The sequence below is a fragment of the Methylosinus sp. R-45379 genome (genome assembly GCF_001644125.1).
Taxonomy (GTDB): Bacteria; Pseudomonadota; Alphaproteobacteria; order Rhizobiales; family Beijerinckiaceae; genus Methylosinus.
In genome coordinates this window covers 1-25276 of record NZ_LUUM01000256.1, presented here as the reverse complement: position 1 = coordinate 25276, position 25276 = coordinate 1, and the positions used below count along the sequence as shown (strand labels likewise).

At 65.9% G+C, this 25276-nt stretch carries 19 protein-coding genes and 1 pseudogene; 9 read left to right on the top strand and 11 right to left on the bottom strand.

Translation table 11 applies throughout. From position 1 onward, the window contains the following. Positions 1-77: 77 nt before the first annotated feature. Complete coding sequence (locus A1351_RS13730; RefSeq protein WP_371441489.1) at positions 78-1307, bottom strand: penicillin-binding protein activator; 1230 nt, start codon at positions 1305-1307, stop codon at positions 78-80. Between the two features lie 199 nt (positions 1308-1506). On the opposite strand from A1351_RS13730, the gene rsmI reads away from it, so the two are divergent. Beyond that, positions 1507-2430 carry a 16S rRNA (cytidine(1402)-2'-O)-methyltransferase gene (rsmI, locus tag A1351_RS13725; RefSeq protein WP_024880332.1) on the top strand — a complete coding sequence of 308 codons (924 nt, stop codon included), beginning with the start codon at positions 1507-1509 and terminating at the stop codon, positions 2428-2430. Further along, entirely contained in the window at positions 2427-2801 is a 375-nt protein-coding gene (locus A1351_RS13720) for a YraN family protein (RefSeq protein WP_064033252.1), read from the top strand. The genes rsmI and A1351_RS13720 overlap by 4 nt, the downstream gene beginning before the upstream one ends. 91 nt (positions 2802-2892) lie before the next feature. Here A1351_RS13720 and A1351_RS13715 read toward each other — a convergent pair whose 3' ends face one another. Next, positions 2893-4215: a methyl-accepting chemotaxis protein gene (locus tag A1351_RS13715; protein ID WP_064033251.1), complete on the bottom strand. Its 1323-nt coding sequence runs from the start codon at positions 4213-4215 to the stop codon at positions 2893-2895. A 198-nt stretch (positions 4216-4413) separates the two neighbouring features. Here A1351_RS13715 and gshB point away from each other — a divergent pair, with 198 nt between their 5' ends. Genes gshB through grpE form a run of 3 tightly spaced genes read left to right on the top strand, consistent with a single transcriptional unit; the run spans position 4414 to position 8858 of the window. After that, on the top strand, positions 4414-5370 hold the full coding sequence (gene gshB, locus A1351_RS13710; RefSeq protein WP_064033250.1) for a glutathione synthase: 957 nt from the start codon (positions 4414-4416) through the stop codon (positions 5368-5370). Beyond that, on the top strand, positions 5363-8200 hold the full coding sequence (locus A1351_RS13705) for a [protein-PII] uridylyltransferase (protein ID WP_024880336.1): 2838 nt from the start codon (positions 5363-5365) through the stop codon (positions 8198-8200). Before gshB ends, A1351_RS13705 begins: the two co-directional genes overlap by 8 nt. A gap of 55 nt (positions 8201-8255) precedes the next feature. Next, positions 8256-8858: a nucleotide exchange factor GrpE gene (gene grpE / locus A1351_RS13700; protein WP_245267332.1), complete on the top strand. Its 603-nt coding sequence runs from the start codon at positions 8256-8258 to the stop codon at positions 8856-8858. A gap of 51 nt (positions 8859-8909) precedes the next feature. On the opposite strand, the gene corA is transcribed toward grpE, so the two are convergent. Together corA and A1351_RS13690 are read right to left on the bottom strand one after the other, a co-directional pair. Beyond that, the gene (gene corA, locus A1351_RS13695; protein WP_024880338.1) at positions 8910-9917 is read right to left on the bottom strand and encodes a magnesium/cobalt transporter CorA; all 1008 of its coding nucleotides are present in this window, start codon (positions 9915-9917) and stop codon (positions 8910-8912) included. 94 nt (positions 9918-10011) lie between these two features. Beyond that, positions 10012-10428: a hypothetical protein gene (locus A1351_RS13690; RefSeq protein WP_024880339.1), complete on the bottom strand. Its 417-nt coding sequence runs from the start codon at positions 10426-10428 to the stop codon at positions 10012-10014. Positions 10429-10723: 295 nt separating this feature from the next. Between A1351_RS13690 and A1351_RS13685 the strand changes: the two genes are divergently transcribed. The 3 genes from A1351_RS13685 (at position 10724) to A1351_RS13675 (ending at position 14624) form a co-directional block, all read left to right on the top strand. Further along, positions 10724-12310: a Do family serine endopeptidase gene (locus A1351_RS13685; RefSeq protein ID WP_024880340.1), complete on the top strand. Its 1587-nt coding sequence runs from the start codon at positions 10724-10726 to the stop codon at positions 12308-12310. A 207-nt stretch (positions 12311-12517) separates the two neighbouring features. Continuing rightward, positions 12518-13201 carry a response regulator transcription factor gene (locus A1351_RS13680; RefSeq protein ID WP_024880341.1) on the top strand — a complete coding sequence of 228 codons (684 nt, stop codon included), beginning with the start codon at positions 12518-12520 and terminating at the stop codon, positions 13199-13201. Continuing rightward, entirely contained in the window at positions 13185-14624 is a 1440-nt protein-coding gene (locus tag A1351_RS13675; protein WP_024880342.1) for an ATP-binding protein, read from the top strand. Before A1351_RS13680 ends, A1351_RS13675 begins: the two co-directional genes overlap by 17 nt. A gap of 4 nt (positions 14625-14628) precedes the next feature. Here A1351_RS13675 and A1351_RS13670 read toward each other — a convergent pair whose 3' ends face one another. From A1351_RS13670 to A1351_RS13665, 3 genes are read right to left on the bottom strand one after another with little or no spacing between them, the layout of a single operon-like run. After that, positions 14629-16464 (bottom strand): carbamoyltransferase, encoded by a 1836-nt coding sequence (locus tag A1351_RS13670; RefSeq protein ID WP_024880343.1) that lies wholly within the window; start codon positions 16462-16464, stop codon positions 14629-14631. Between the two features lie 6 nt (positions 16465-16470). Then, entirely contained in the window at positions 16471-16617 is a 147-nt protein-coding gene (locus tag A1351_RS25390; protein WP_166141878.1) for a DUF5989 family protein, read from the bottom strand. A 34-nt stretch (positions 16618-16651) separates the two neighbouring features. Further along, on the bottom strand, positions 16652-17068 hold the full coding sequence (locus tag A1351_RS13665; protein ID WP_024880344.1) for an SxtJ family membrane protein: 417 nt from the start codon (positions 17066-17068) through the stop codon (positions 16652-16654). A 316-nt stretch (positions 17069-17384) separates the two neighbouring features. Here A1351_RS13665 and A1351_RS13660 point away from each other — a divergent pair, with 316 nt between their 5' ends. Continuing rightward, entirely contained in the window at positions 17385-18950 is a 1566-nt protein-coding gene (locus A1351_RS13660; protein ID WP_064033249.1) for a radical SAM protein, read from the top strand. A gap of 141 nt (positions 18951-19091) precedes the next feature. Here A1351_RS13660 and A1351_RS13655 read toward each other — a convergent pair whose 3' ends face one another. The 4 genes and pseudogenes from A1351_RS13655 to A1351_RS25385 all read right to left on the bottom strand — a co-directional run. Then, entirely contained in the window at positions 19092-21392 is a 2301-nt protein-coding gene (locus A1351_RS13655) for a PAS domain-containing sensor histidine kinase (RefSeq protein ID WP_064033248.1), read from the bottom strand. Positions 21393-21513: 121 nt separating this feature from the next. Beyond that, positions 21514-24171: an aminopeptidase N gene (gene pepN / locus A1351_RS13650; RefSeq protein WP_064033247.1), complete on the bottom strand. Its 2658-nt coding sequence runs from the start codon at positions 24169-24171 to the stop codon at positions 21514-21516. A 78-nt stretch (positions 24172-24249) separates the two neighbouring features. Further along, entirely contained in the window at positions 24250-24771 is a 522-nt protein-coding gene (locus A1351_RS13645; RefSeq protein WP_024880348.1) for a Dps family protein, read from the bottom strand. Positions 24772-24899: 128 nt separating this feature from the next. Continuing rightward, positions 24900-25276: pseudogene (locus A1351_RS25385) on the bottom strand (hypothetical protein); the annotation flags it as partial.

Genomic DNA, 25276 nt, shown 5'->3' with positions numbered 1-25276 from the left:
CACCCTCGCGCTTCGAGACGGTCGCTGCGCGACCTCCTCAGCATGAGGGCGAGGGTGATTGCCCTTCCCCGACGCGCCTACGCCCCATTCCCCGTGAAAGTCCGCGGCGCGGGCGAGAGCACCTTTGCGGCGCCGCCGGAAATCTCCAGCACGGACAGGCCGCGCTCGTTCATGCCGTCGGCCTTGAAGCGGAACACGCCATCGGCGCCGTTGAAGCCCGATGGATTGACCAGCACATTCTCCGAATAGCGCTGCGAGCCCTGGCTGCGCGACAGAGCGATGGCCAGCGACACGGCGTCATAGGCGAGCGTCGCGATGCGGGCCGGATCGGTGTTGAACTTGGCGCGGTAGCGCTGCGCCAAGCTGTTGAAGCCGGCGTTCTCCGGCGCGACGAACCAGGCGCCTTGCAGCGCCGGAAGCTTCAGCACGCGCGCGTCGTTCCAAAGGCCGGTGCCGAGCACCTGAATGCGCTTGGTGTCGATATGCGCCGTCTGCAATTCCTGCGAGACAGCGGCCATGGCCTCGGCCTGCTCGGGGATGAACAGCGCGTCGATCTGCTCGGCCGCCTGGGCGATGCGCTGCACCGAGGCCTGCACGGCGCCGGGCTTGTAGCGCTCGATCGTCAGCACGCGCATTCCGTGATTGGCGGCGCTCTGCTGGAATTGCGCCAGCGCCACAGTGCCATAGTCGTTCTCGGGCACTAGCGCGGCGACCGATTTCTTGCCGCGCTGCGCGGCGAAATCGACGATGCGCTCGACATAGCCCTCCACCAGGAAGGACAGGAGATAGACGCCCTTGCCGGCGACGGAGGAGTCGGTCGAGAAGGCGATGATCGGCTTGCCCGCGCCGCGGGCGACGCGCGCCGCCTCCTTCACGCCGCTGGCGAAGACGGGGCCGATGACGATCTCCGCGCCCTCGTTTATGGCGTTTTGCGCGGCCTGGGCGGCGCCGGCGGGCGTGGAATGATCGTCCTTGACCAGAATGGTCACGTCATTGGCGCCGCTGTCGGCATAGGCGAGCTTGGCCGCGTTGAGCAACGAGGCGCCCACCTGGCTCGGCCCGGAGGCCATGGAGAGCGGCACGATCAGCGCGATGCGCGTCGCGCCGCTGCCGATCAGCTCGCCCTCATTGAGCTGGCCGACCTCCACCTTGCCGAGCGGCGCCGAGAGCCGCAGATCGGGAGCGCCGGGAACGCCCGGACCCGCCGTGGGATTGCAGGCCCCGAGAAAGGACGCCGCAGCCAAGGCGCAGAAGAGGCGCGCCGACGCCGCAGCGCCGCCTCGCCGAAACCTGTTCCGCCTACCCATGACCAATGGAAGCCTCCCGCTCGAACGGCCCGATGAAATCGCCGTCTTATACGCGATTGCGGAAAGCGCACGGCAACCCCTAAATTGAAATAAAATGGAATTTTGCGGGGAAATTGCGGCCTTGAACGCGCTTTCCATGTTCTGTAAAAAGAACACGTGGACGATTCATCGAACATCCGCATCGGCGGAGAGGCGGGCCATGAGCGAGGGGAAAGTGACGACGCCGGCGGCTTATACCGCTTTCGGCCTGCGGGCGGAGGCCGAGAAGATCGCGCCCGGGCTGCATCTCGTCGCGACGCCGATCGGCAATCTGAAGGATATCTCCTTCCGCGCTTTGTCGACGCTGGCGGCGGCCGACGCCGTCGTGGCGGAGGACACGCGCGTCACCAAGACTTTGCTCGCCCATTATGGGATTTCGACGCCGCTCGTCGCCTATCACGAGCACAACGCCCATGTGATGCGGCCGCATCTCATCGCGCGGCTGGAGGCCGGGGCGGCGCTCGCGCTGGTCTCCGACGCCGGCACGCCGCTGGTCTCGGACCCGGGCTTCAAGCTCGTGGCCGAGTCGCTGGAGAAGGGAATCAAGGTCACATCGGTCCCCGGCCCTTCCGCCGTGCTGGCGGCGCTGGTCGTCGCCGGCCTGCCGACCGACCGTTTCTTTTTCGAGGGGTTTCTGCCGCATAAGGGCGGGCCGCGGCGGGCGCGGCTCGCCGAGCTGGCGCGCATTCCCGGCACTCTGGTGTTCTTCGAATCGCCCAAGCGCGTCGCCGAGACGCTGGAGGACGCCGCCGCCGTGCTCGGCCCGCGCGACGCCGCCATCGCCCGCGAGCTGACCAAATTCTACGAATCGGTGCGACGCGGCAGGCTCGACGAGCTCGCCGCCGCGCTGCGCGAGGAGGAGCCGCCGCGCGGCGAGATCGTGGTGCTGGTCGCCCCGCCCGGCGCGGACGCCGAGGCGACCAGCGAGGCCGATCTCGACGCCAAGCTCGAGGAGGCGCTCGCCGCCCATTCGCTGAAGGACGCCGCCAGCGTCGTCTCCGCCTCCACCGGCCGGCCGCGCCGCGAGGTCTATGCGCGGGCGATCAAGCTCGCCGCCGAGCGCGAGAGCGAGACGCGCGAGTGAACGAGACGGAAGAAAGGCGCGCGCGCCATCGCGGCGGGCTGCGCGCCGAGACGATTGCGGCGCTGTGGCTGAAGATCAAATTCTACACCATCCTCGATCGCCGCTACCGCATTCGCGGCGGCGAGATCGACATTGTGGCGCGACGCGGCCGGACGATCGCTTTCGTGGAAGTGAAGGCGCGCGCGAGCCTCGAGGAGGCGATGATCTCCATCACCGAGGAGAAGCGCCGGCGCATCTCCCGCGCGGCGTCGAAATGGCTGGCGTCCAATCCCTGGGCCGCGGATCATGTGCTGCGCGGCGATGCGGTCTATATCGCGCCGAAGCGCCTGCCGCTGCATGTGGAGGCGGCGGTGGAATTGGATTTGGGATGACGAAAAAGGCGAAGCGCTGAAACCGCGCCCTTCCTTCTCCCGCAGGCGGGAGAAGGAAGGGCGCGAACCTATTTTCAGCGCGCAGACTGTCTCAGCTCGCCAAGCTCTGCGCCAGCTCTTCCGTATGCGCCTGGGTGCGGCGGGCCATATGGTCGATCTCGCGGGCGAGCGTGACGATCGACTCGGCGCCGGCGCCGGTCATGGCCATGGCGCTCGCCACTTGCGAGACATGCTGCGACATGGCCGAGGCGCTGTCGGCGGCCGAGCGCACGCTGCGGGTGATGTCCTTGGTGGCGGCGTCCTGCTCATGCACGGCGGAGGTGATGATCGCCGAAATATGCTCCACCTCGGCGATCTTGTTCTTGATCTTGTCGATCGAGGAGACGGAGAGATTGGTCGCCGCCTGAATCTCGGAAATCTGATCGGCGATCTCCTGCGTCGCCTTGCCGGTCTGGGTGGCGAGGCTCTTGACCTCCTGCGCCACCACGGCGAAGCCGCGGCCCGCCTCGCCGGCGCGCGCCGCCTCGATCGTGGCGTTGAGCGCGAGAAGATTGGTCTGCGCGGCGATGCGCGAGATGAGGCTCACCACATCGCCGACGCGATTGGCGGCGGCCGAGAGGCGCAGCATCTCGGCGCTGGAGCCATTGGTCTCCTGCACGGCCTGGCGCACGACGGTGGTCGATTCCACCGCCTGACGGCTGATCTCGCCGATCGCCTCCAGCAATTGCTCTGAGGCGGTGGCGACCGAGGCGACGTCGGCGGCCGCTTGCAGCGAGGCGGTGCGGGCGAAATCCGTATCCTCGCGGGCGCGACGTTCCTGCACGATCATCTCCTCCGATGCGCCGGCCATTTTCTTCGTCAGCTCGCCGAGCGCCGCGGTCGTCGCCGAAAGTTCGTGGGAATAATGCTCGACCTGATCGCGAATCACCGCCTCGCGGCGCAGCCGCTCCTCGCGATCGTCGCGGGCGCGGATCTCGGCCGCCATCTCATTATTGGCCCGCACCGCGTCGCGCAGCACGATCAAGGCCTTGGAGATCGCGCCGATCTCGTCGCCGCGCTCGGCGCCGCGCACCACAATTGTGGTGTCCCCGGCGGCGAGATCGGCCATTTGGCGGGCGATGGTCTTGATCGGCGAGGCGATGGTGCGGTGAATCGTGGGGATGGAGACGCCCACCACCAGAAAAGCGGCCGCCAGAGTGCCGAGCAGCAGCTCGAGCGACAGCGTCGCCGCCGCCTGATTGGCCGCAACCGCCAGCTGCGACGCCCGCGCCGCATTGGCCGGATCGGCCGCGGCCCCGGTCAGATCGCGGACATTGGCGACCGATACATAGGCGGTCGCGCCCATGAGCAGCAGCAGAGCCAGAAAAAGGAACTGCCTGAGGGCGAGGCCGGCGCCGATCGAGGTGAACCACATTGGGGGATGTATCCAGTTTGTTCCGGTCTTGACAGTTGTCCGTAGTTTTAGACCGATCTCCTTCAAGCGGAGTTAACGTCTATGTGGTCGGGCTGCCCGAAATAGAGGAAGCGCTTTCGCCCCGGGACGAAAAGCGTTACTTCCTCGGGTCCGGCCCGAGAGGCCGGCGCGGTGCGCCACGAAAGAGACATCGAGAGCATGATCGACGTCGCGGTCCAGATGGACCCCCTGGACAAAATCAATTTCGCCGGAGATTCCACCTTCGCGCTGATGCTCGAGGCGCAGAGGCGCGGCCATCGCCTGTGGCACTATACGCCCGACAAGCTGTCGCTCGGGGCCGGACGGCTGAGCGCGCCGGCGCGGGAGATCGCCGTCTATGACGATTCCGCGCGCTATTACGAGCTGGGTGAGGAGCGCGTGCTCGATCTCGCCGGCGTCGATGTCGTGCTGCTGCGCCAGGACCCGCCCTTCGACCTCGCCTATATTACCTCGACGCATTTTCTGGAGAAGATCCAGTCGCGCACGCTCGTCGTCAATGATCCGTCCGCCGTGCGCAACGCGCCGGAAAAAGTCTTCGTCATGGAATTCGCCGATCTGATGCCGCCGACGCTGCTGACGCGCGACCGGGCGGCGATCGAGGCGTTCCGCGCCGAGCATGGCGAGATCGTCATGAAGCCGCTCTACGGCCATGGCGGCGCCAGCGTGTTCAAGGTGGAGCCGGTCGATCCCAATTTCGGCTCGCTCTTCGATCTGTTTTCCTCGATCTTCCGCGAGCCCTGGGTGGTGCAGCGCTTTCTGCCGGCGGTCAGCAAGGGCGACAAGCGCATATTGCTGGTCGACGGCGAGCCGCTCGGCGCGGTGAACCGCATTCCGGCGGAGAACGACATTCGCTCCAACATGGTGCGCGGCGGCGCGGCGGCCTCGACGGCGCTGACCGAGCGCGAGCGCGAGATTTGCGCGCGGCTCGGCCCGGCGCTCAGAGAGCGCGGCCTGCTGTTCGTCGGCATCGACGTCATCGACGGCAATCTCACCGAGATCAACGTCACCTCGCCCACCGGCCTGCGCGCGCTCGCCCGGCTCGGCGGCCCCAACCTCGCCGCGCCGATCTTCGACGCGATCGAGGCCAAGCTCGCGAAGCTGCGCGCGAATGGCTGACGCGCGCAAGGCCGCGCTACGCACGCGGGAAGAGCCTCCGAAACCCTTGCGGCAGCAGCCACCGAGCGCGAACGGCCTGCGCGCGACGCTCGGCGAGAAGATCGCCGCCGTGAGCAAAGGAGCCAAGCCCGGCGAGCCGCCGCGCGCGGCCGTGGTCGAGATTTTGCGCAATGTGCTGGCCGAGAGCCATGAGATCGCGCGCGCCTATCTCGAATCCGGCGGCAAGGGCCTCGTCTGCGCGCGCTACCTCTCCGATCTCGAAGATGAGATCATCGGCGCGATCTATGATTATGTCGTGCGCTTCGTCTATGCCGCCGACAATCCGACCTTCGGCGAGCGGCTGACCATCGTCGCCGTCGGCGGCTATGGGCGCGGCACTCTGGCGCCCGGCTCCGATATCGATCTTCTGTTCCTGCTTCCCTATAAGCAGACGCCCTGGGGCGAGAGCGTCGTCGAGGCGATCCTCTACATGCTCTGGGATCTGCGCCAGAAAGTCGGGCATTCGAGCCGCTCGGTCGCCGAATGCCTGCGCCAAGCGCGCGCCGACATCACCATACGCACGACAATATTGGAGGCGCGCTTCATCCTCGGCAGCTCGGAGCTCTTCCACGAGCTGCTCCATAGCTTCGATCACGAGATCATGCGCGTCGACGCGCGCGCCTTCGTCGCCGCCAAGCTCGCGGAGCGCGACCAGCGCGTCTCGCGCGCGGGCTCCTCGCGCTATCTCGTCGAGCCCAATGTCAAAGAGGGCAAGGGCGGCCTGCGCGATCTGCACACGCTGTTCTGGATCGCCAAATATGTCTATCGCGTGCGCGAGCCGGAGGAGCTCGTCGCCGCGGGCCTCTTCACGCGCAGCGAGCTGACGCTGTTCCAGCGCTGCGAGGAATTTTTGTGGCGCGTGCGCTGCCAGCTGCATTTTTCCACCGGACGCGCCGAGGAGCGCCTCTCCTTCGATCTGCAGCCCATGCTCGCCGCGAAATTCGGCTATCACGACCGCGCCGGCCTCTCGCGCACCGAGCGCTTCATGAAGCATTATTTCCTCGTCGCCAAAGACGTCGGCGATCTCACCGCCATCGTCTGCGCGGCGCTGGAGGCGCGCGAGGCCAAGCCGCCCGCCATGCTGGACCGCGTGCTCGGCCGGCTGCGGCGCCGCGCGCGCAAAATGCCGTCGGATGATTTCATCGTCGAGCATGATCGAGTCAATGTCTCCGCCGAGGACGTCTTCCGCCGCGATCCCGTCAATATCATCCGCCTGTTCTGGACCGCCGACCGCTATGGGCTCGCGATCCATCCGGACGCCGTGCGCGTCCTCACGCGCTCGCTGCGGCTGATCGATTCCGATCTGCGCGCGAGCAAAGAGGCGAACCGGCTGTTTCTCGAGATTCTGCTGTCGCACAATACGACCGAGACGGTGCTGCGGCGCATGAATGAAGTGGGCGTGCTCGGGCGTTTCATTCCCGAATTCGGCCGCATCGTCGCGATGATGCAATTCAACATGTATCATCACTATACGGTCGACGAGCATCTGCTGCGCGCAGTCGGCGCGCTGGCGGCGCTGGAATCGGGCCGCGGACCTCGCCAAGCCGCGCTCGCCACCGATATTCTGCCGACCATCTCCAATCGCAAGACGCTCTATCTCGGCCTGCTGCTGCACGATATCGCCAAGGGCCGCAAGGAGGATCATTCGCAGGCCGGCGCCGCCATAGCGCAATCGCTGTGTCCGCGGCTCGGCTTCGATCCCGGCGAGACGGATACGGTCGCCTGGCTGGTGCAGCATCATCTCCTGATGTCCAGCATAGCGCAGAGCCGCGATCTCTCCGATCGCCGCACGATCGAGAATTTCGCCGCCATCGTGCAGACGATGGAGCGGCTGAAAATGCTCCTCGTATTGACCATGTGCGACATACACGCCGTCGGCCCCGGCGTGCTCGACGCCTGGAAGGCGCAGCTGCTCAATGTGCTCTATTGGGAGACGGAAGTGGTGCTCGGCGGCGGCCATTCGGCGGCCGATCGCAAGAGCCGCGTCGCCCAAGCGAAAGAGGAGCTGCGCGCCGCGCTCGCCGATTGGAGCGAGAGCGATTTTGTCGCCTATTCGCAGCGGCACTATTCCGCCTATTGGCTGAAGGCCGATCTCTCCCGCAAGGTGCGCCATGCGCGCCTGCTCCGCGATTTGAAAGACGCCAAATCGCCGCTCGTCACCACTGTCGATCTCGACACCAAGAGCGGCGCGGTGGAGCTCACCGTCGTCGCGCAGGATCACCGGCGTCTGCTGTCGATCATCGCCGGCGCCTGCGCCGCGAGCGGCGCCAATATCGTCGATGCGCATATCTTCACCACGGCCGACGGGCTCGCGCTCGACACCATCTTCTTCTCGCGCGCCTTTCCGATGGACGACGACGAATTGCGCCGCGCGCGCCGCGTCGCCGATTTCATAGAAAAAGCGCTGCGCGGCGAGATCGCCATTTCCGAGGCGGTGGCCGCGCGCAGCGCGCAGCGCGACTCGACGACGGCCTTCGACATCGCGCCGGGCGTCGTCATCGACAATCGCTTCGCCAATATGGCGACCGTCATCGAGGTCTCCGGCCTCGACCGCGTCGGCCTGCTCTTCGATCTGACCAACGCCATCTCCAATCTCAATCTCAACATCGGCTCCGCTCATATCGTGACCTTCGGCGAGCGGGCCGTGGACGCCTTCTATGTGACCGATCTGACCGGCGGGAAAATCGTCTCGCCCTCGCGTCAGGCGGCGATAAAGCGCCAATTGCTGGATGTCTTCGCGCTCCGCGTGCGAAAGACCTCCGGCGGGGGCGCGGGCGCCGCCCCGACTTGATTTTGCGCGCTCCCGCACTGATATCGGGGGCGTTTCATCGCCAATGGAAGAGATCATGAGCGACGATAAGAAAAAGGACACGCAGGAAGAGGCTCGCGCCCGTCAGGCCGAGGACGCCGAGGCCTCCGCTCTGGCGCAGCCGGGCGCCGAATCCGACATCGCCGAGCCCGAGCCCTTCACCGAGCTCGAGAATCTCCACGCCGAGGTCGCGAGCTTGAAGGACAAGCTGCTGCGCACGCTCGCCGATATGGAGAATATGCGGCGGCGGGCCGATAAGGAGATCGCCGACGCCAAGATCTATGGCGTCACCAATTTCGCGCGCGAGATGCTGACCTTCGCCGATAATCTGCGCCGCGCGGTCGACAGCGTGCCGGCTCAGGCGCGCGAGGGCCTCGAGCAGAGCGTGGCCACCTTCATCGAAGGCGTCGAGCTCACCGAGCGCGATTTCGTCTCCCGCCTCGCCCGCTTCGGCGTCAAGAAGATCGAGGCGCAGGGCCAGCGTTTCGACCCCAATCAGCACGAGGCGCTGTTCGAGATACCGGACGAGAGCGTGCCGCATGGCACGGTCGCTCAGGTGGTCGAGCCCGGCTATACGATCGGCGAGCGCGTGCTGCGTCCCGCCAAGGTCGGAATCTCGCGCGGCGGGCCGAAGGGCTGACCCACGCTTTTTCGGACGACCGGGAGCGCGCGACGTGGATGACGCCGCGCGTCACAGCCAATCATTGCGGCGAAAGCGCCAATAGAGCGTCGCGCAGATCGCCGCCGTCGCGGCGAGAATGAAGAAATAGCCGTAGCGCCATTTCAGCTCCGGCATATGCTCGAAATTCATCCCGTAAATGCCGGCGATCGCCGTCGGCACGGCGAGGATTGCGGCCCAGGCCGCGAGGCGCCGCGTGATGTAGGTCTGCTGCATCTGGCCATTCATCAGGCTCGCCTCGAAGGCGAAGGCCAGCACCTCGCGCAATGTGGCGATCTGCTCGCGCACGCGCAGAATATGGTCGGTCACGTCGCGAAAATGCGGACGCATGGCGGCGTCGATCGCCATCACCTCCGTATGCTCCAGGCGTTGGCAGACGTCGACCAGCGGCGCGACCGCATTGCCGAGCCGCAACAGATCGCGGCGCAGCGCATAGAGCCGATCGACATGGGCCTTCTCTGGCGATTGCGCGAGAATATGGTCCTCGATCTCTTCGACTTCCGCATTGATCGTCGCCAGCACGGGAAAGTAATTGTCCACGATGAAATCGAGTATCGCGTAGACGATATAGTCCTCGCCCTCGGACAGGCCATGCGGCGCCGCCTCGCAACGCTCACGCACTTGCGCATAGGAGCTGGAGGCGCCGTGGCGGATCGACAGCACATAGCCCTTGCCGACGAAGAGATGCGTCTCGCCGAAGGCGATGCGGCCATTCTCCATCTGCGCCGTGCGCGCGACGATGAACAGACCGTCGCCATATTGCTCGAGCTTGGGATATTGATGCGCCTTGCCGGCGTCCTCTATCGCCAGATGATGCAGATCGAACTGCCGCTGCACGCGCGCCAGCAGGGCGAAGGACGGCTCATAGAGTCCGATCCACACGACATGGCCTGGACGCGCGGCGAAGGCGCCGGCCTCCTCTATCTCGATATCCTGGAGCCGGCGGCCATCCGCATAGACGGCGGCGGCGATCACGCCGGGCTCACGCCCGACGCTCGGGGCAGCGCTCGATGCACTCATGTTCGGGGCCTCGTCGGATGATAGACCGGCGACGATCTAAGCGCTGCCGCCGACGAAGGCAATCGGCCCTCCCCCGCCGATCGAGACCCGCGCTTCACAACAGCGCGCGAAAATCCTCCACGGTGATCGGCGCGACGACATTCTGCGCATCGTCCAAGATTTCGTAGAGAAGGCCCTTCCCATAGATGGTGAAGAACACGATCACGTCCTGATCGCCGCCGCCCTCCCGATGCGGGTCCTCCGTAGGCGGGCTGACCTTGTAGCTGCCCACCGGCCGCACTTCCTTTATCTCGTCATTGGCGTGATAGAGGCGATGCTCGCCTTGAATCACGAAGGTCTTGTTCACTGTCTTGTGACGATGCAGCAGGATTTTCTCATTGGCGGCGAATTTATACAAAACATGGACGATGCCGACGTCGTCGTCGATATTCAGCACGGAGAGCCAGAGGTGATCGATCCCTTCGAGGCGCTTCCAATCGGTGTTTTTGTCGTTGAAATTGTAATTCGTCATCGCGCTTTCCTCCCGGTCCGAGGCGACCTTGCGTAGCCTGGCGAAAGAGGCCGCGCCCCGCCATGGACGCCGTCCCTCGGCGCGCCGGGCGAATTGCCCGAGGCGCCGGCGCGCTCGAGCCCGCGCTTCCGCCATGCCGGCAGAAATTCTGCCTTACGAAAGTTTCATGCGGCCGCCACTGTGGCGTAAGCTCGCGAACACCATCTTCATCGTCGACAGGCGGACGCCCCGCCGCGCCACCGGCCGCAGCTCCCGAGTGAGAGCACGCCGATGGCAGATCGATGGAGAAGGTTTGATGACCTTGCCTATGCTGTTTCGTCGAGCTCTCGCCACCAGCCGCACGGCGCGCTGGCGTCGTCCAGAAGGACGCCCGTTCCGCCTCGCCCTGATGTCCGGCGCCGCGGCCCTCGCGCTCGGCGCGACGCTGCTGCCGGCGCAGACCTTCGCCTGGGGCCAGGCCCCCGCGACGCAGACCCAGACGCAGAGCCCCAGCCAGAGTGCGGCTCCGGCCATCGGACCGCAATCCTTTGCCGATGTCGTCGAGCGCGTGAAGCCCGCCGTGGTCGCGATCAAGACCAAGGCGCTGGAGGCCGGCGGCGGCCCCGAGGAAGGCTTTCCCGGCGCGCCGCCCGAGCTTTCGCCGGATGATCCGCTCTATCGCTTCTTCCGCCGTTTCGGCGAGCCTCCGGGAGGCGGACGCGGCCGGCAGAAGCATATGACGCAGGCGCAGGGCTCCGGCTTCGTCATCACCAATGACGGCTATGTCGTCACCAATAATCATGTCGTCGACAATGCGACGCAGGTGGAGGTGACTTTCGACGACGGCCGCACGCTGCCCGCCAAGATCATCGGAACCGACAAGCGCACCGATCTCGCGCTGCTGAAGATCAGCGACGGCAATAATCTGCCGCATGTCGATTGGGCGAGCTCCAGCCCGCGCGTCGGCGACTGGGTGATCGCCGTCGGCAATCCGTTCGGCCTCGGCGGCACGGTGACGGCGGGCATCGTCTCGGCGCGCGGCCGCGATATCGGCGCCGGCCCCTATGACGATTTTCTGCAGATCGATGCGCCGGTGAACCGCGGCAATTCGGGCGGCCCTTCCTTCGACGAGCGCGGGCAGGTCGTGGGCGTCAACACGGCGATCTATTCGCCCTCCGGCGGCTCGGTCGGCATCGGCTTCGCGATACCGTCCGAGGTCGCCAAGGACGTCATCGCCGCGCTGAAAGACAAAGGCCAGGTGGCGCGCGGCTGGATCGGCGTCTCCATTCAGCCGATCACGCCGGAGATCGCCGAGAGCCTGGGGCTCAAGACCAGCAAAGGCGCGCTGATCGCGCAGCCGCAGCGCGGCGGACCGGCCGAGGCGGCCGGGCTGAAGGCCGGCGATGTCGTCACCGCCGTCGACGGCCAGAAGGTGGACGGCCCGCGCGACCTCGCCCGCCGCATAGCGACGCTCGGCCCCGGCAAGAGCGCGGAGCTGACCTATCTGCGCAATGGCGCGGAGAAGAATGTGAAGCTGAAGCTCGGCAAGCTGCCGAGCGAGAAGGAGACCGCCGCCGCCGAATCCAATGACGACGGCGTCGAGCCCGGCGCGGCGCTGGCCGCCTATGGCATTGAGGTCGCCCCGGCGGCCGAGGTGCGCGGCGGCCGCGGCGGCGAGGGCCTCATCATCGTCGGCATAGACCCCAATGGCGCCGCCGCCCAGAAGGGCCTGCGCCAGGGCGATGTGATCGTCGAGGCCAATGGACAGACGCTCAAAGGGCGCGGCGATCTGCAGGCCGCCATCGACTCGGCCAAGAAGGAGGGCCGCAAATCCGTCCTGCTGCGCGTGAAATCCCCGGAGGGCGCCCGCTTCGTCGCCCTCTCGGTCAATCCGGCGTCGTGACGATCTCGCGTTTCCACCCACATCGAAAACGCGGAGCGAAGAGAGCTTCTTGCGCGATCGGCCCGTTTTGCCCGCCCCCCGTGTAGCGGGCCCGCGCAAAGGAGGCGGCGGGAGACGTTTCGTCTCCTCTCCCGCCGCGTCAGTCGCGGCAGGCCGGCGCGTATCGCCGGCCTGCCGTTTTTATTCGAGGCGCGCTATATGAGTGAAATGCGAATATTGGTCGTCGAGGACGATTCGGAAGCCGGCGCCTATCTCGTGAAGGCGTTTCGCGAGCAAGGCCATGTCGCCGATCATGCGGCGGACGGGCTCTCCGGCTATGCGGCCGCGGCGGAAGGCCATTACGACGTGCTCGTCATCGACCGCATGCTGCCCAAGCTGGACGGACTCTCGCTGATCTCGGGCCTGCGCGAGCAGAAGATCGACACTCCCGCCCTCATCCTCTCCGCGCTCGGCCAGGTGGACGATCGCGTGCGCGGCCTGCGCGCCGGCGGCGACGATTATGTGTCCAAGCCCTACGCTTTCTCCGAGCTGCTCGCCCGCGTCGAGGCGCTGGCGCGCCGCCGCGGCGGGCCGAAGCCGGAGGAGACCACCTATCGCGTCGGCGATCTCGAGCTCGATCGGCTCGCCCATAAGGTGGTGTCCGCCGGACAGGAGATCGTGCTGCAGCCTCGCGAGTTCCGCCTGCTCGAATATCTCATGAAGCACGCCGGCCAGGTGGTGACGCGCACCATGCTGCTCGAGAATGTCTGGGATTATCACTTCGATCCGCAGACCAATGTCATCGACGTCCACATCTCCAGACTGCGCTCCAAGATCGACAAGGGCCGCGAGACGCCGCTTTTGCACACGATCCGCGGCGCCGGATATATGATCCGTGAAGGCGCTCGTTAGACTCTTCCGCACGACGGCCTTCAAGCTGTCGCTCGCCTATCTGGTGCTCTTCGGCATCGGCGCCGCATTGGTGCTGACCCGCGTGCAGATCAATGTCGAGGACCTCTTCGACGAGCAGACCGCGCAGACGATCGACGCCGACATTCGCGGCCTCGCCGAGCAATATTCGGAAGGCGGCATTCGCCAGCTGGTGGAAGTGATCGAGCGCCGCGTGCGCACGCCCGGAGCCTCGCTCTATCTGGTGACGACCTTCTCCGGCGAGCTCGTCGTCGGCAATATCGCCGCTTTGCCGCCGGACCTGCCGGACGGCACCGAGCTGGTCGAGGCGCGCTATCAGCGGCGCGGCGAAACCGCCGCTCATCATCGCGCCATGATGCGGCTGTTCCAGCTCCCGGGCGGCTTTCGCCTGCTCGTCGGCCATGATCTGCAGGACAGAAAGCTGCTGCGCGGCATATTGCGCCGCGCGCTCGTCGCCTCGCTGTTCTGGCTCATCGCCATCGGCACGCTCGGCGGCCTCATCGTCGCGCGGCGCATTCTGGCGCGGCTCGACAAGCTCTCCGCCTCGGGCCGCCGCATCATGTCCGGCGATCTCGAGCAGCGCCTACCGCTGATGGGCGCGGACGACGAGTTGGACCGTCTCGCCGGAAATCTCAACGCCATGCTGGACCGCATCGGGCAGCTGATGGCGGGGCTACGCGAGGTCTCCGACAATATCGCGCATGATCTCAAAACGCCGCTGACGCGCTTGCGCAATCGCGCCGACGCCGCGCTGCGCGCCGATCTCAGCGCCGCGCAATATCGCGATGCGCTGACCGATATGATCGAGGAATCCGACTCGCTCATCCGCATCTTCGACGCGCTGCTGATGATCGCGCGCGCCGAGGCCGGCTATTGCAGCGATTTCTCCAGCGATTTCGACGCCGGCCGCGTCGCCGCCGACATCGCCGAAATGTACGAGCCCGTCGCCGAGGAGCATGGCGCGCGCATAGAGCTCGCTGCGGCCGACGGACTGACGCTGCGCGGCAATCGCGAGCTGCTCGGCCAGGCGCTGGTCAATCTCGTCGACAATGCGCTGAAATATGGCGCCACCGCGCCCGGCGCCGTCGTGCGCGTCGCGGCGCGGCGGGCGGGCGACAGCATAGAGATCGAGGTCTCCGATCGCGGCCCCGGCATAGCGGAGAAGGACCGCGACCGCGTGATCGGCCGTTTCGTGCGGCTCGAGAACTCGCGCTCGCGGCCGGGCTCCGGCCTCGGCCTGTCGCTCGCCGCCGCAGTGGCGCGCCTGCATGGCGGGACCTTGCGCATAGAGGACAATGCGCCGGGCCTACGCGTCGTGCTGGCGCTGCCGCGCGCGGCCCCGGCGACCCATGCGCCGAGCGCCGCGCCCTCTCCCGCCGTTCCGCTGGCGCCGCCGGCGGAGTGACTCCTCAGTCGAGTTCGAATCTGTCCTTGTAATCCTTGCGCAGCGCGGGGGCCTGATCCTCCTTGCGCAAATGGCAATTGCCGATGACGAGCGTTTCGATCTCCGTGCCCATGAAGCAGGCGAAGGCGTCCTCCGGCTTGCAGACGATCGGCTCGCCCCGCACATTGAAGCTGGTATTGACCAGCACGGGACAGCCCGTCAGCGCATGGAAGGCCGAGATCAGCGCGTGATAGCGCGGATTGGTCTCCTCATGCACCGTCTGCACGCGCGCCGAGCAATCGACATGCGTCACCGCCGGAATGACGCTGCGCGGCCGCTGCAAGCGCTCTATGCCGAACAGCGCCTCATCCTCCGCGCGCGTCGCGAGCCTGTGCTGCGTCGCGACATCGGCGACGAGCAGCATGTAGGGCGAATCCTCATCGAGATCGAACCAATCGGCGACATGCTCGCGTAGAACGGACGGCGCGAAAGGCCGGAAGGATTCGCGATATTTCACTTTGAGATTGAGCGTCCTCTGCATTTGCGGCGAGCGCGGATCGGCGAGAATGGAGCGCCCGCCGAGCGCGCGCGGGCCGAACTCCATGCGGCCCTGGAACCATCCCACCGCTCTGCCATCGGCGAGAGCGCGCGCCGTCGCTGCGATGGTCTCCTCATCCGAGAGCGTCGTGAAGCGCGCGCCGCAATCGGCGAGGCGGCGCTCTATATCGCTCTGCGAATAGGACGGCCCGAGATAGGCGCCCTGCATGGCGTCGCCCTCGCCGCACGCGGCGCGCGGACGTCCGTTGAAGTCATGATAGGCGAGCAGCGCGGCGCCGAGCGCGCCGCCGGCGTCTCCGGCCGCGGGCTGAATCCAAATGCGCTCGAAGCTCTTGTCGCGCAGCACTTTGCCATTGGCGACGCAATTGAGCGCGACGCCGCCGGCGAGGCAGAGATTGCGCGCGCCCGTCTCCGCCGCCAGCGCGCGCGTCAGGCGCAGCACGATCTCCTCCGTCACCGCCTGGATCGACGCGGCTATGTCCATATGACGCTGCGTCAGCTGCTCCTCCGGCGCGCGCGGCGGCCCGCCGAACAGGCGATGCAGCTTCTCGCTCGTCATGCGCAGCCCTGTGCAATAATCGAAATAGGATTGATCGAGACGGAATGTGCCGTCCTTCTTCAGATCGACGATGTGATCGAGAATGAGGCTCGCATATTTCGGCTCGCCATAGGGCGCGAGGCCCATCAGCTTATATTCGCCGCTATTGACCTTGAATCCCGTGTAATAGGTGAAGGCCGAGTAGAGCAGGCCGAGCGAATGCGGAAAGCGCAATTCGCGCTGCAGGGCGAGCGTCGCGCCCGCGCCGAAGGCGACCGATGTCGTCGCCCATTCGCCGACGCCGTCCATGGTCAGCACCACAGCCTCGTCGAAGGGCGATGGATAGAAGGCGCTCGCCGCATGGCTGAGATGATGCTCGGCGAAGAGGAGACGCGCGCGCCAATCGACATTGGGCGCGTGATGCTTCAGCTTTTGCACGAGCAGAGATTTTTGAAACAGCTTGTCGCGCAGCCACACCGGCAGAGCCGTCGCAAAGGACTGAAACCCGCGCGGCGCAAAGGACATATAGGTCTCGAGCAGGCGCTCGAACTTCACGAAAGGCTTGTCGTAGAAGGCGACGTGATCGATGTCCTTCGCCTCGACGCCAGCGGCGGCGAGGCAATAGTCGATGGCGTTGGCGGGGAAGCGCGCATCATGCTTGACGCGAGAGAAGCGCTCTTCCTGCGCGGCGGCGACGATGCGTCCATCCTCGATCAACGCGGCCGCGCTGTCGTGATAGAAGGCGGAAACGCCCAGAATTCGCACGAGCGATCAGAACAGCGTGTAGATGAAAGGAGCGACCGCCGTTCCCTGCAGCAGCATCAGCCCGCCGAGCAGCATCATCACGCCGAGCACCGGCGCCATCCAATATTTCTTGCGGCTCGCGACGAAATCCCACAGCTCGAGAACCATATCCATCGCATTCGTCTCCTGTCAGAAATTGCTTTTCCGGTCAGAATTGCTTGCGCATGTCGGAGGCGCCGTCCGCATCGCCGCGCCGCGTCCAATAGCTCTCCGCCGCATGGTCGAAGCGCAGCGCGAGCGGATCATGCCCGCGCAGCCGAAAGAGGATGGCGATCGGCGTCAGCACGCCGAAGAACATTACGGCCATGACGATCGGATTGACGATTTTGTGAAGCGTCGATCCGAAGGCGAGCCAGAGATCGTTGAGCGCTGCGAGCCGCTTCGGCGCGATGATGGCGAGCGCCGCGAAAACGGCGGCGGCGGCCAGCGCCCAAAGGTGCGGAGAGCCGTTTCGCCACATCGGCGCCAGCGCCAAAATGGTCAGCGCCGCGGCGATCACCAGTCCGAAGGAGCGATCGGAACCACGCTCGACCGGCCGATCCGAAGTGAGGGCTTCATGCGTCATCTTATGGCGCTATCCCCTGAAAAAAACCGTAGAAACGCGTCGTCACCGAAACTTTGCGAGGCTTAGGCGATGAAAAGTAGAGCGTCAATTACGGGGTATCCCCATCCGCGTCCGCAGATAGATGTAGAAGATTGAACGGCAAGACGTTTCGACAATCGCATGACTTTACGCTCTGGCCTCGCGGCGCGGGCGAGCCTGTGGATTACCTTCGAGCAACGGCCCGGCGCCGTGCGAATGAGCGGCCGCAGCGCGCTTTCGGCTTGCGCGCGACAAAAAAAAGGACCTTAATTCATGGGTTGTCGGAAAGGGGCCTGCAATGACCTCATCCCTTTATATCATCAATCCCGCTGCAGATTTTCCAACCTACTTCGGCGCAGAGATTCTCGTCGCGTCCGGCCGGCCTTCCGGCGTGATGATGGCCGATCTCTCATCGACGACCGTCGCTGCGATGGCGCCGCGCGACTTCGCGATCGAGATCGGCGACGAGGGCGTCGCGCCCGTGAATTTCGATCATGAGGCGGATTGGATTTGCGTCACCGGCAAAGTGAGCCAGCGTCGCCGCATGATCGCCATCGCCGACGAATTTCGTCGTCGCGGCAAGAAGGTCATCATCGGCGGGCCATACGCCAGCCTCAGCCCCGATCATCTCGCCGCGCATTGCGACGTGCTGGTGAGCGGGGAGATCGAGGAGATCGCCGAGGAGTTCTTCGCCGATCTGCGCCGCGGGCGTCCGCGTGATCGCTACATCGGCGACAAGCCTTCGCTGGCGACGAGCCCGATCCCACGTTGGGATCTCTATCCCAATCATCGCGCCATGCTCGGCGCCGTGCAGACCTCGCGCGGCTGTCCGTTCGAATGCGAATTCTGCGACGTCATCCAATATCTCGGCCGCAAGCAGCGCCATAAGCCGATCGCCAATGTGATCGCCGAACTCGACGCTCTATGGGCGCATGGCTTTCGCGCGACATTCTTGGCGGATGATAATTTCACCGCCTATCGCGCCCATTGCAAGGAGCTGCTGGAGGCGATGGCGCATTGGCGGCGCAATGGCCATGAGATGGATTTCGTCACGCAAATCTCTATCGACGCGACGCGCGACGCGGAGCTGATGGACATGCTGGTCGAGGCTGGCGTGCATCAAGTGTTCATCGGCATAGAGACGCCCAATCTCGACAGCCTGCGCGAGACCGGCAAGAAGCAGAATTTGAAGATCGATATTCCGAGCGAGGTGCAAAAGCTCATCGACCGCGGCATTTCGGTGATGGGCGGCATGATCGTCGGCTTCGATCACGACGGGCCGAATGTGTTTTCGCAACAATATGAATTCGCCATGTCGACGCCGATCCCTATCTTCAGCCTCGGCGCGCTGATGGCCTCGGAGGCGACGCCGCTCTTCGATCGCATCACGGCCGAGGGACGCCTGCTGCAAGGCACGGTGGAGACGCAGGCCGTGCCCTGGGGCTCCAATATTCGCCCGGTGACGATGAGCATGGACGAGCTGAATTCCGGCCTGCACAATCTCTGCAACGCGCTCTATTCGCCGGCGGCCTTCGGCGAGCGCATGCTGAATTTCATTCACAGCTTCGGCCGCGCGCACGATCTGAGCGACGCCAAGCTGCCGGAGTTCGAGAGCTTCCGAGAAGTGGAGCGGCAGGCGATGGACATCGCCGGCGAGGTGCGCCGTCTCGGCGACGCCGAAGGGCGCATGTGGAACAAAGTCTGGGGCGCGGCGCTGCGCAAGCCGGCGACGGCGAAAATCGTCGGGCGCATCATGTTCCAATATGCGCAGGCGCGGCACATGTTCGACCGCGGCAATTATTGGGAGCCGCAGCTGGCCTATGCGCCGCCGCGGCGGGAGATGGCGGAGGCCGCGGCGGAGTGACTGCGGGGCCGCGTCTGTCGTCATTCGCGCGATTTTTCCGCCTTCCTTCTCCCCGCATTGCGGGGAGAGGGAGCGCGCCGAACCATTCAGCCGAAACCGTATGGCGCGCGAGCCTGAAGGCTCGCCTCGCGCAGCGCATCCTCAATGCAGCGACGTCCGCGCGCCTTGCGCGGAGATCGCCCGCGTCGTCGGCCGCACGGGGATGCGCAGCATCGCGATCGTGCCGATGCCCACATGCGAGCGAATGCGCAGCGCGCCGCCATGCAGCGCCATCAGCGAACGCGCGATGGCGAGGCCGAGGCCGGAGCCTTTCATGCCATTCTCTATGACCGCGATCGGCTGCTCGAAGGGGCGGCCGAGCTTGGGGATGGCGGCCTTCTCTATGCCGCAGCCATCATCCTCGACGAAAATGGCGACCGAGCGCGCAAGCCGACGTGCGCGCACGCGCACGGCGCCGCCGGCCGAGGTGAATTTCAAACTGTTGGAGACGAGCACGCCGATCGACTTCACGATCGCGTCATGATCGCCATAGCAGCGCAGCCCGTCGCAGGCGTCGACGCTGATCTCGACGCGCTTCGTCTCGGCGCTGTGGCGGAAGCGCTCCACCGTCGCGCGCACGGCGCCGGAGACGTCGACCTCGCGCTGATCCAGCCGCACGCGGCCGGCCTCGAGACGCGACATGTCGAGAATATCGGTCAGCACATCGAGCAGATAGCGGCCGCCCTGATGGATATGGTTGCAATATTCGACATATTTGGTCGAGCCGAGCTGACCGAACACCTGCGCCTGCATCATCTCCGTAAAGCCGATGATGGCGTTGAGCGGCGTGCGCAGCTCATGGCTCATATTGGCGAGAAATTCGGATTTGGCCTGATAGGCGGCCTCGGCCTCGCCCTTCTGCAGATGATATTGCTCGGCCAGCGTCGCCAGCTGCTGCGCCTGCGCCTCCAGCGTCTGGCGCGATTTCAGCAGGTCGGCGACGCTCGCCGTCAGCCGGCGCTCGGAATCGATGAGCTTCTCCTGATTGCGCTTCAGCGCGGTGATGTCGGCGCCGACCGAGACATAGCCGCCGTCCTTGGTGCGGCGCTCGCTGATCTGCAGCCAGCGGCCATCCGCCAGCCGCGCCTCATAGGTGCGCTCGCTCGTCGTGGCGCCCTGGTCCGAGACGATCTGCGTCTCGGCCAGAGCGGCGGAAGCGCTCGCCATTATGCGCGCATAGCTCGCGCCCGGCGCGGCGGCCTCGGCGGCAAGACCATGCAGCGTCAAAAACTTCGAATTGCAGGCGACGAGCCGATTATGCGCGTCCCACAGCACGAAGGCTTCTGAGATCGTCTCTATGGCGTCGCGCAGCCGCATATCGGCCGTCGCCGCGCCTTCCACCAGCGCGCGCTGCTCGGAAATATCGACGGCGACGCCGACGAGGCGCTTGCCGCCTTCTGGATCGTCGATCAATTCGGCGCAGGCGCGCAGCCATAGAAACTCGCCGCGCGCATTGCGGATGCGGAACTCGTGATCCATGCCGCGCGAGCCGGAGGCGACGATCGTCTCGACAATGGCGATGAGATCGCCATCCTGCGGATGCAGCCGCATCTTCAGCTCGCCGAAGGAGAGCGAGCGCTGCTCCGGATCGAGGCCGAGCAGGCCGAACATGGAATCGGACCAATGGATGCGCCCGCGCGCAATGTCCCAATCCCACAGGCCGCAGCGGCCGGAGCCGAGCGCCGCGTCGACACGCCGGCGCAGGTCGATCTGCGCGCGCTCGGCGAGCGCGGCGCGGCGCGCCTCGCGGCGAAAGGCGAAGAGGCCGACAGCAGTGGCGGAAGCCGCAGCGGCGGACAGCGCCGCATAGAGGGCGAGGAGGCCGCGCCATTCGGCCAGCGCCGCGTCATAAGGGAGGATCGCCGCCAGCTGCCCGCCGCCCTGGCCCCCGCCCTGCCCTGGCGCGGGCGAAAGATTGCGCACAGTGGCGAGCGCCTTGCGCCCATCGGCGAGGGTGACGCGCATGACGCCGGCCTTCTCGCCGAATTCGGTCAGCAGCTGCTCGGCGCCGAGCAGACCGGCGAGCGCGCCAGAGGCCACGAGCGGCGCCGTCACGGCGACGATATGGCCAGACCCATCGGCGACGGCGACGCGACGTCCGCGCGTCGCGGCATAGTCCGGCAGCGCAGCCGCGCCGGCGCGCAGCGTCGTCTCCACGTCGCGCGAGACCGCGCGCGCGAAAATCTCGAGCTCCTGCGCCGCCTCGGCCAGAGTGCGCTCATGCGCGGCCTCGGCCAGAAGGAGCAGCAATGCGCCGAATGCTATGGCGCAGGTTCCGAGCGCGAGCGCCAGCTGGCGCGCGCTCGGCGTTTTTGCAATCAGCCGGCCGATGCTCGAGGAGGCCGTGGCGCTCCATGACGTATCGGCGCAAGTCGTTGTATTGGCCGCGCGCCCACGCGCCATTTTCGCTAATCCCCGCAGTTTGTCGAAGAGGGGGAAAAACGCGCCGCATCCCGCCCCGAATCAGCCCCATTCGAATCCGGCGGCGGGCTTTTGTCCAGACCTTAAAAGGACGTAAAGCCCCTCAGGCGAGCGCGCGCGTCGCTATGTCCGAGACATCGGCGGAGAGATCGGGCGTCGAAAGAATGCGACGCAGCGTCGACTCGGCGAGCGCACGGCGGCGCCCCTCCAGCGAGCGCCAGGAGCGCAGCGCCGATAGCAGCCGCGCGGCGAGCTGCGGATTTTTGGGATCGAGCTCCAGCACCACACGCTCGAGCAGCGCATAGCCGGAGCCGTCCAGCGCATGGAAGCGCGTCGGATTGCCATTGGCGAAGGAGCCGACCACGGCGCGCACGCGATTGGGGTTGGTGAAAGAGAAATCCGCATGCTCCATCAGCCGAGCGATGCGTGCGGTCGTCTCCGCCTCCGGAATGGTCGATTGCAGCGAGAACCATTTGTCGAGGACGAGATGGTCCTTCTTGTAGCGCTCATAGAAGGCGGCGAAAGCCTCCTCCCGCGCCGCGCCCGGCACATGCGACAGCGTCGCCAGCGCGGAGATGCGATCGGTCATATTGGTCGCCTCGGCGAATTGCCGCTCGGCCAGCGGACCGCCAGAGGCCGGATCGCCCGCGGCCAGAAGATCGAGCGCGACATTGCGCATGGCGCGCCGGCCGGCGCTGGCGGCGTCCGGCGAGAAGCCCTCCTGCGCGGCGAAGCGGGCGTGCGCCTCGGTGAGCGCCGCGCCCAAATGGCGGCCGAGATCGCGCTTCAGCCCGGAGCGCGCGGCGAAGATCACATCGGGATCGACGTCCTTGCCGATCTCGCGCGCAATATCGATCTCTGAGGGCAGAGACAACGCCTGAGCGACAAGGCTCGGATCGCCCTCTCCAGCCTCGACCAGCCGCTTCAGCGAGTCGAAAAAGGCGAGATCATCCGCCGCCGCGCCGCCGCGCGCGGCCTCTATGCGCGAGAAGATCGAGCGTAGCGCGAGACTCTGCGCCGCCTGCCAGCGATTGAAGGAATCGCCGTCATGGGCGAGCAGGCGCTCCAGATCCTCGGCCGATTGCGGCGGCGCGAGGCGCACGGGCGCGGAGAAGCCGCGCAGCAGCGACACCACCGGGCGCGACGGCACATTCTCGAACACGATTTTGCGCGAGGGCGTCGAAAGCTCGACGACGCCGCGCGCGCATTCCTCCGCGCTGGCGCCGCTCTCGCCGGGCGAAGCGGCGAGCGTCAGCTCGTCGCCATTCTCGCCGATGAGGCCAAGCGCCAGCGGAATGACGAAGGGCTTTTTGTCGCTCTGCCCGGGCGTCGGCGGCGTCGATTGCTCGAGGCTGAGCGTCAGCGTTTTGGCATTGGCGTCATAGTCGCTCGCCACGGTCACGAGCGGCGTGCCGGCCTGCTCATACCAGAGCGAAAACTGCGTCAGATCGCGGCCCGAGGCCTCGGCGAAGCAGGAGAGGAAATCCTCGACCGTCGCGGCCGTCCCGTCGAAACGCGCGAAATAGAGGTCCATGCCGCAACGGAAATCGGCCTCGCCGATCAGCGTCTTCAGCATGCGGACGATCTCCGCGCCCTTCTCATAGACGGTCGCCGTGTAGAAATTATTGATCTCGTGATAGAGGTTCGGCCGCACCGGATGGGCGAGCGGGCCGGCGTCCTCGGGAAACTGCTGCAGCCGCAGGCCGCGCACGTCGGCGATGCGTTTTACCGCGCGCGAGCGCTGATCGGCCGAGAATTCCTGATCGCGATAGACGGTCAGGCCTTCCTTCAGGCACAGCTGGAACCAATCGCGGCAGGTGATGCGATTGCCGGTCCAATTGTGGAAATACTCATGGGCGATGACCGACTCTATGCCCGCATAGTCGGAGTCGGTCGCCGTCTCGGGCGAGGCCAGAACATATTTGTCGTTGAATATGTTGAGGCCCTTGTTCTCCATCGCGCCCATGTTGAAGTCGGAGACGGCGACGATGTTGAACACATCGAGATCATATTCACGCCCGAAGGCCTGCTCGTCCCAGCGCATGGAGCGCACCAGCGAATCCATCGCATAGGAGGCGAAAGGCTCCTTGCCGCGCTCGACATAGATGGCGAGCGCGACGTCGCGGCCGGAGCCGGTGCGGTAGCTCTCTGAAATATGGCCGAGATCGCCGCCGACGAGGGCGAAGAGATAGCAGGGCTTGGGAAACGGATCGCGCCAGACCGCGAAATGTCTCCCGCCTTCGAGATCGCCGGAGGCGATCGGATTGCCATTGCCGAGCAGGACCGGAGCTTCGCTCTTCTCAGCCTCTATCCGCGTCGTGTAGACGCTGAGAACGTCCGGCCGGTCCAGAAAATAGGTGATGCGGCGGAAGCCCTCCGCCTCGCATTGCGTGCAATAGGCGGAGCCGGAGCGATAGAGCCCGCTCAATTGCGTGTTGGCGGAGGGATCGACCTCCGTCTCCAGCTCCAGCGTGAAAGGCCCCTCGGGCGGGGCGTGCAGCACGAAGGAATCGGGCGTCGCTTCATAGGCCTCGGGCGCGAGCGGCGCGCCGTCCAGCGCCGCGCGCCGCAAGACCAGCCCGTCGCCGTCGAGCGCGAGCGGCGCGCCCGCCCGGCCGGCGGGGTTACGCCTTATCGCGAGGCGCGCGACGACGCGCGTCTTGCTTCGATGCAGAGAAATATCGAGATCGACCGCGTCGATCAGATACGCGGGCGGGCGATAATCGGCGAGACGAACGGCCTGGGGGGGTGGGTTGCGCATGGGACCTCGATGCCCGTCACACCTACACGCGGCCGCGCGGCTTCGCAACGGAAACGGAACCGCCGCGGCCGATTCGCGTCACGCATTGCCGCGACGGCCGGCCTCGAACAGGAACCATATCCGCCTCTCGGCCTCGTCTATGTAATTTTCCAGTAGGCTCGCCGTGGCGACGTCGCCGCGCTCGTCGCAGAGGGAATGCGCCTCGCGCATGCGCGCCGCCAGCGCGCCATTGTCGTCGCGCAGCTCCGCCAGCATGTCCTGCGGATCGACATAATCGGCGTCATTGTCGAGGATGCGCTGCAGCCGGGCGATATGGCCGATCGAGCGCAAGCTGGTGCCGCCGACCTTGCGCACGCGCTCGGCGATTTCGTCCGTCGTCGCGAAAATCTGCGCGCCCTGCTCGTCGAGCAGCAGATGATAATCGCGAAAATGCGGGCCGGAGACGTGCCAGTGGAAATTCTTCGTCTTGAGATAAAGGGCGAAAACATCCGCCAGCACGGCGTTGAGCGCGCCGGTGAGATCGCGCGTCGCCTCGGGCGAGAAGCCGGTCGGCGTCTCGAGCGCGGCCTTTTGGCGGGAGCGAATTTCACGATTGGTCATGCGTCAAAACTCCTCGAGCGGAGGGCTGGATCGCTATGACCAGATATGCCGGCGCGCGCGCCTTCCCATGGCTGGACGCGGATTTTTTGCGAAGCGTGATTTTTTCGCGGCGGATTTTTCGCAGCGCCTCAGCCGGCGGAGATGCTGGGAAGCTCCCGCGCGGGCTCGGCCGCAGCCGGCTCGGCCGCGGAGCGGCGCGTCGGCAGGCGGTGGATGGTCGCCGATTCATGGTCGTCGTCGCGGTCCATTCGCGACAGATCCTGACGCACCATCAGGACGAAGAGCGCGAAGGCGATGGCCGACATCGTTCCGATGGTCACGTCGAGGACGGAGAAGCGCCATAGCCGCGCCTCCACCACCTGCGGGCCGAGCCAGCAGGCGAAGAGGCTCCAGGCCGCGACCAGAATGCGGAACTCTGTCGCGCCCATGCCGCCATAGGACAGGCGATGCACGCCCGCCGTCGCCACGCGCAGATAAGTGTAGGAGCTCATCAGCAGATAGAGCG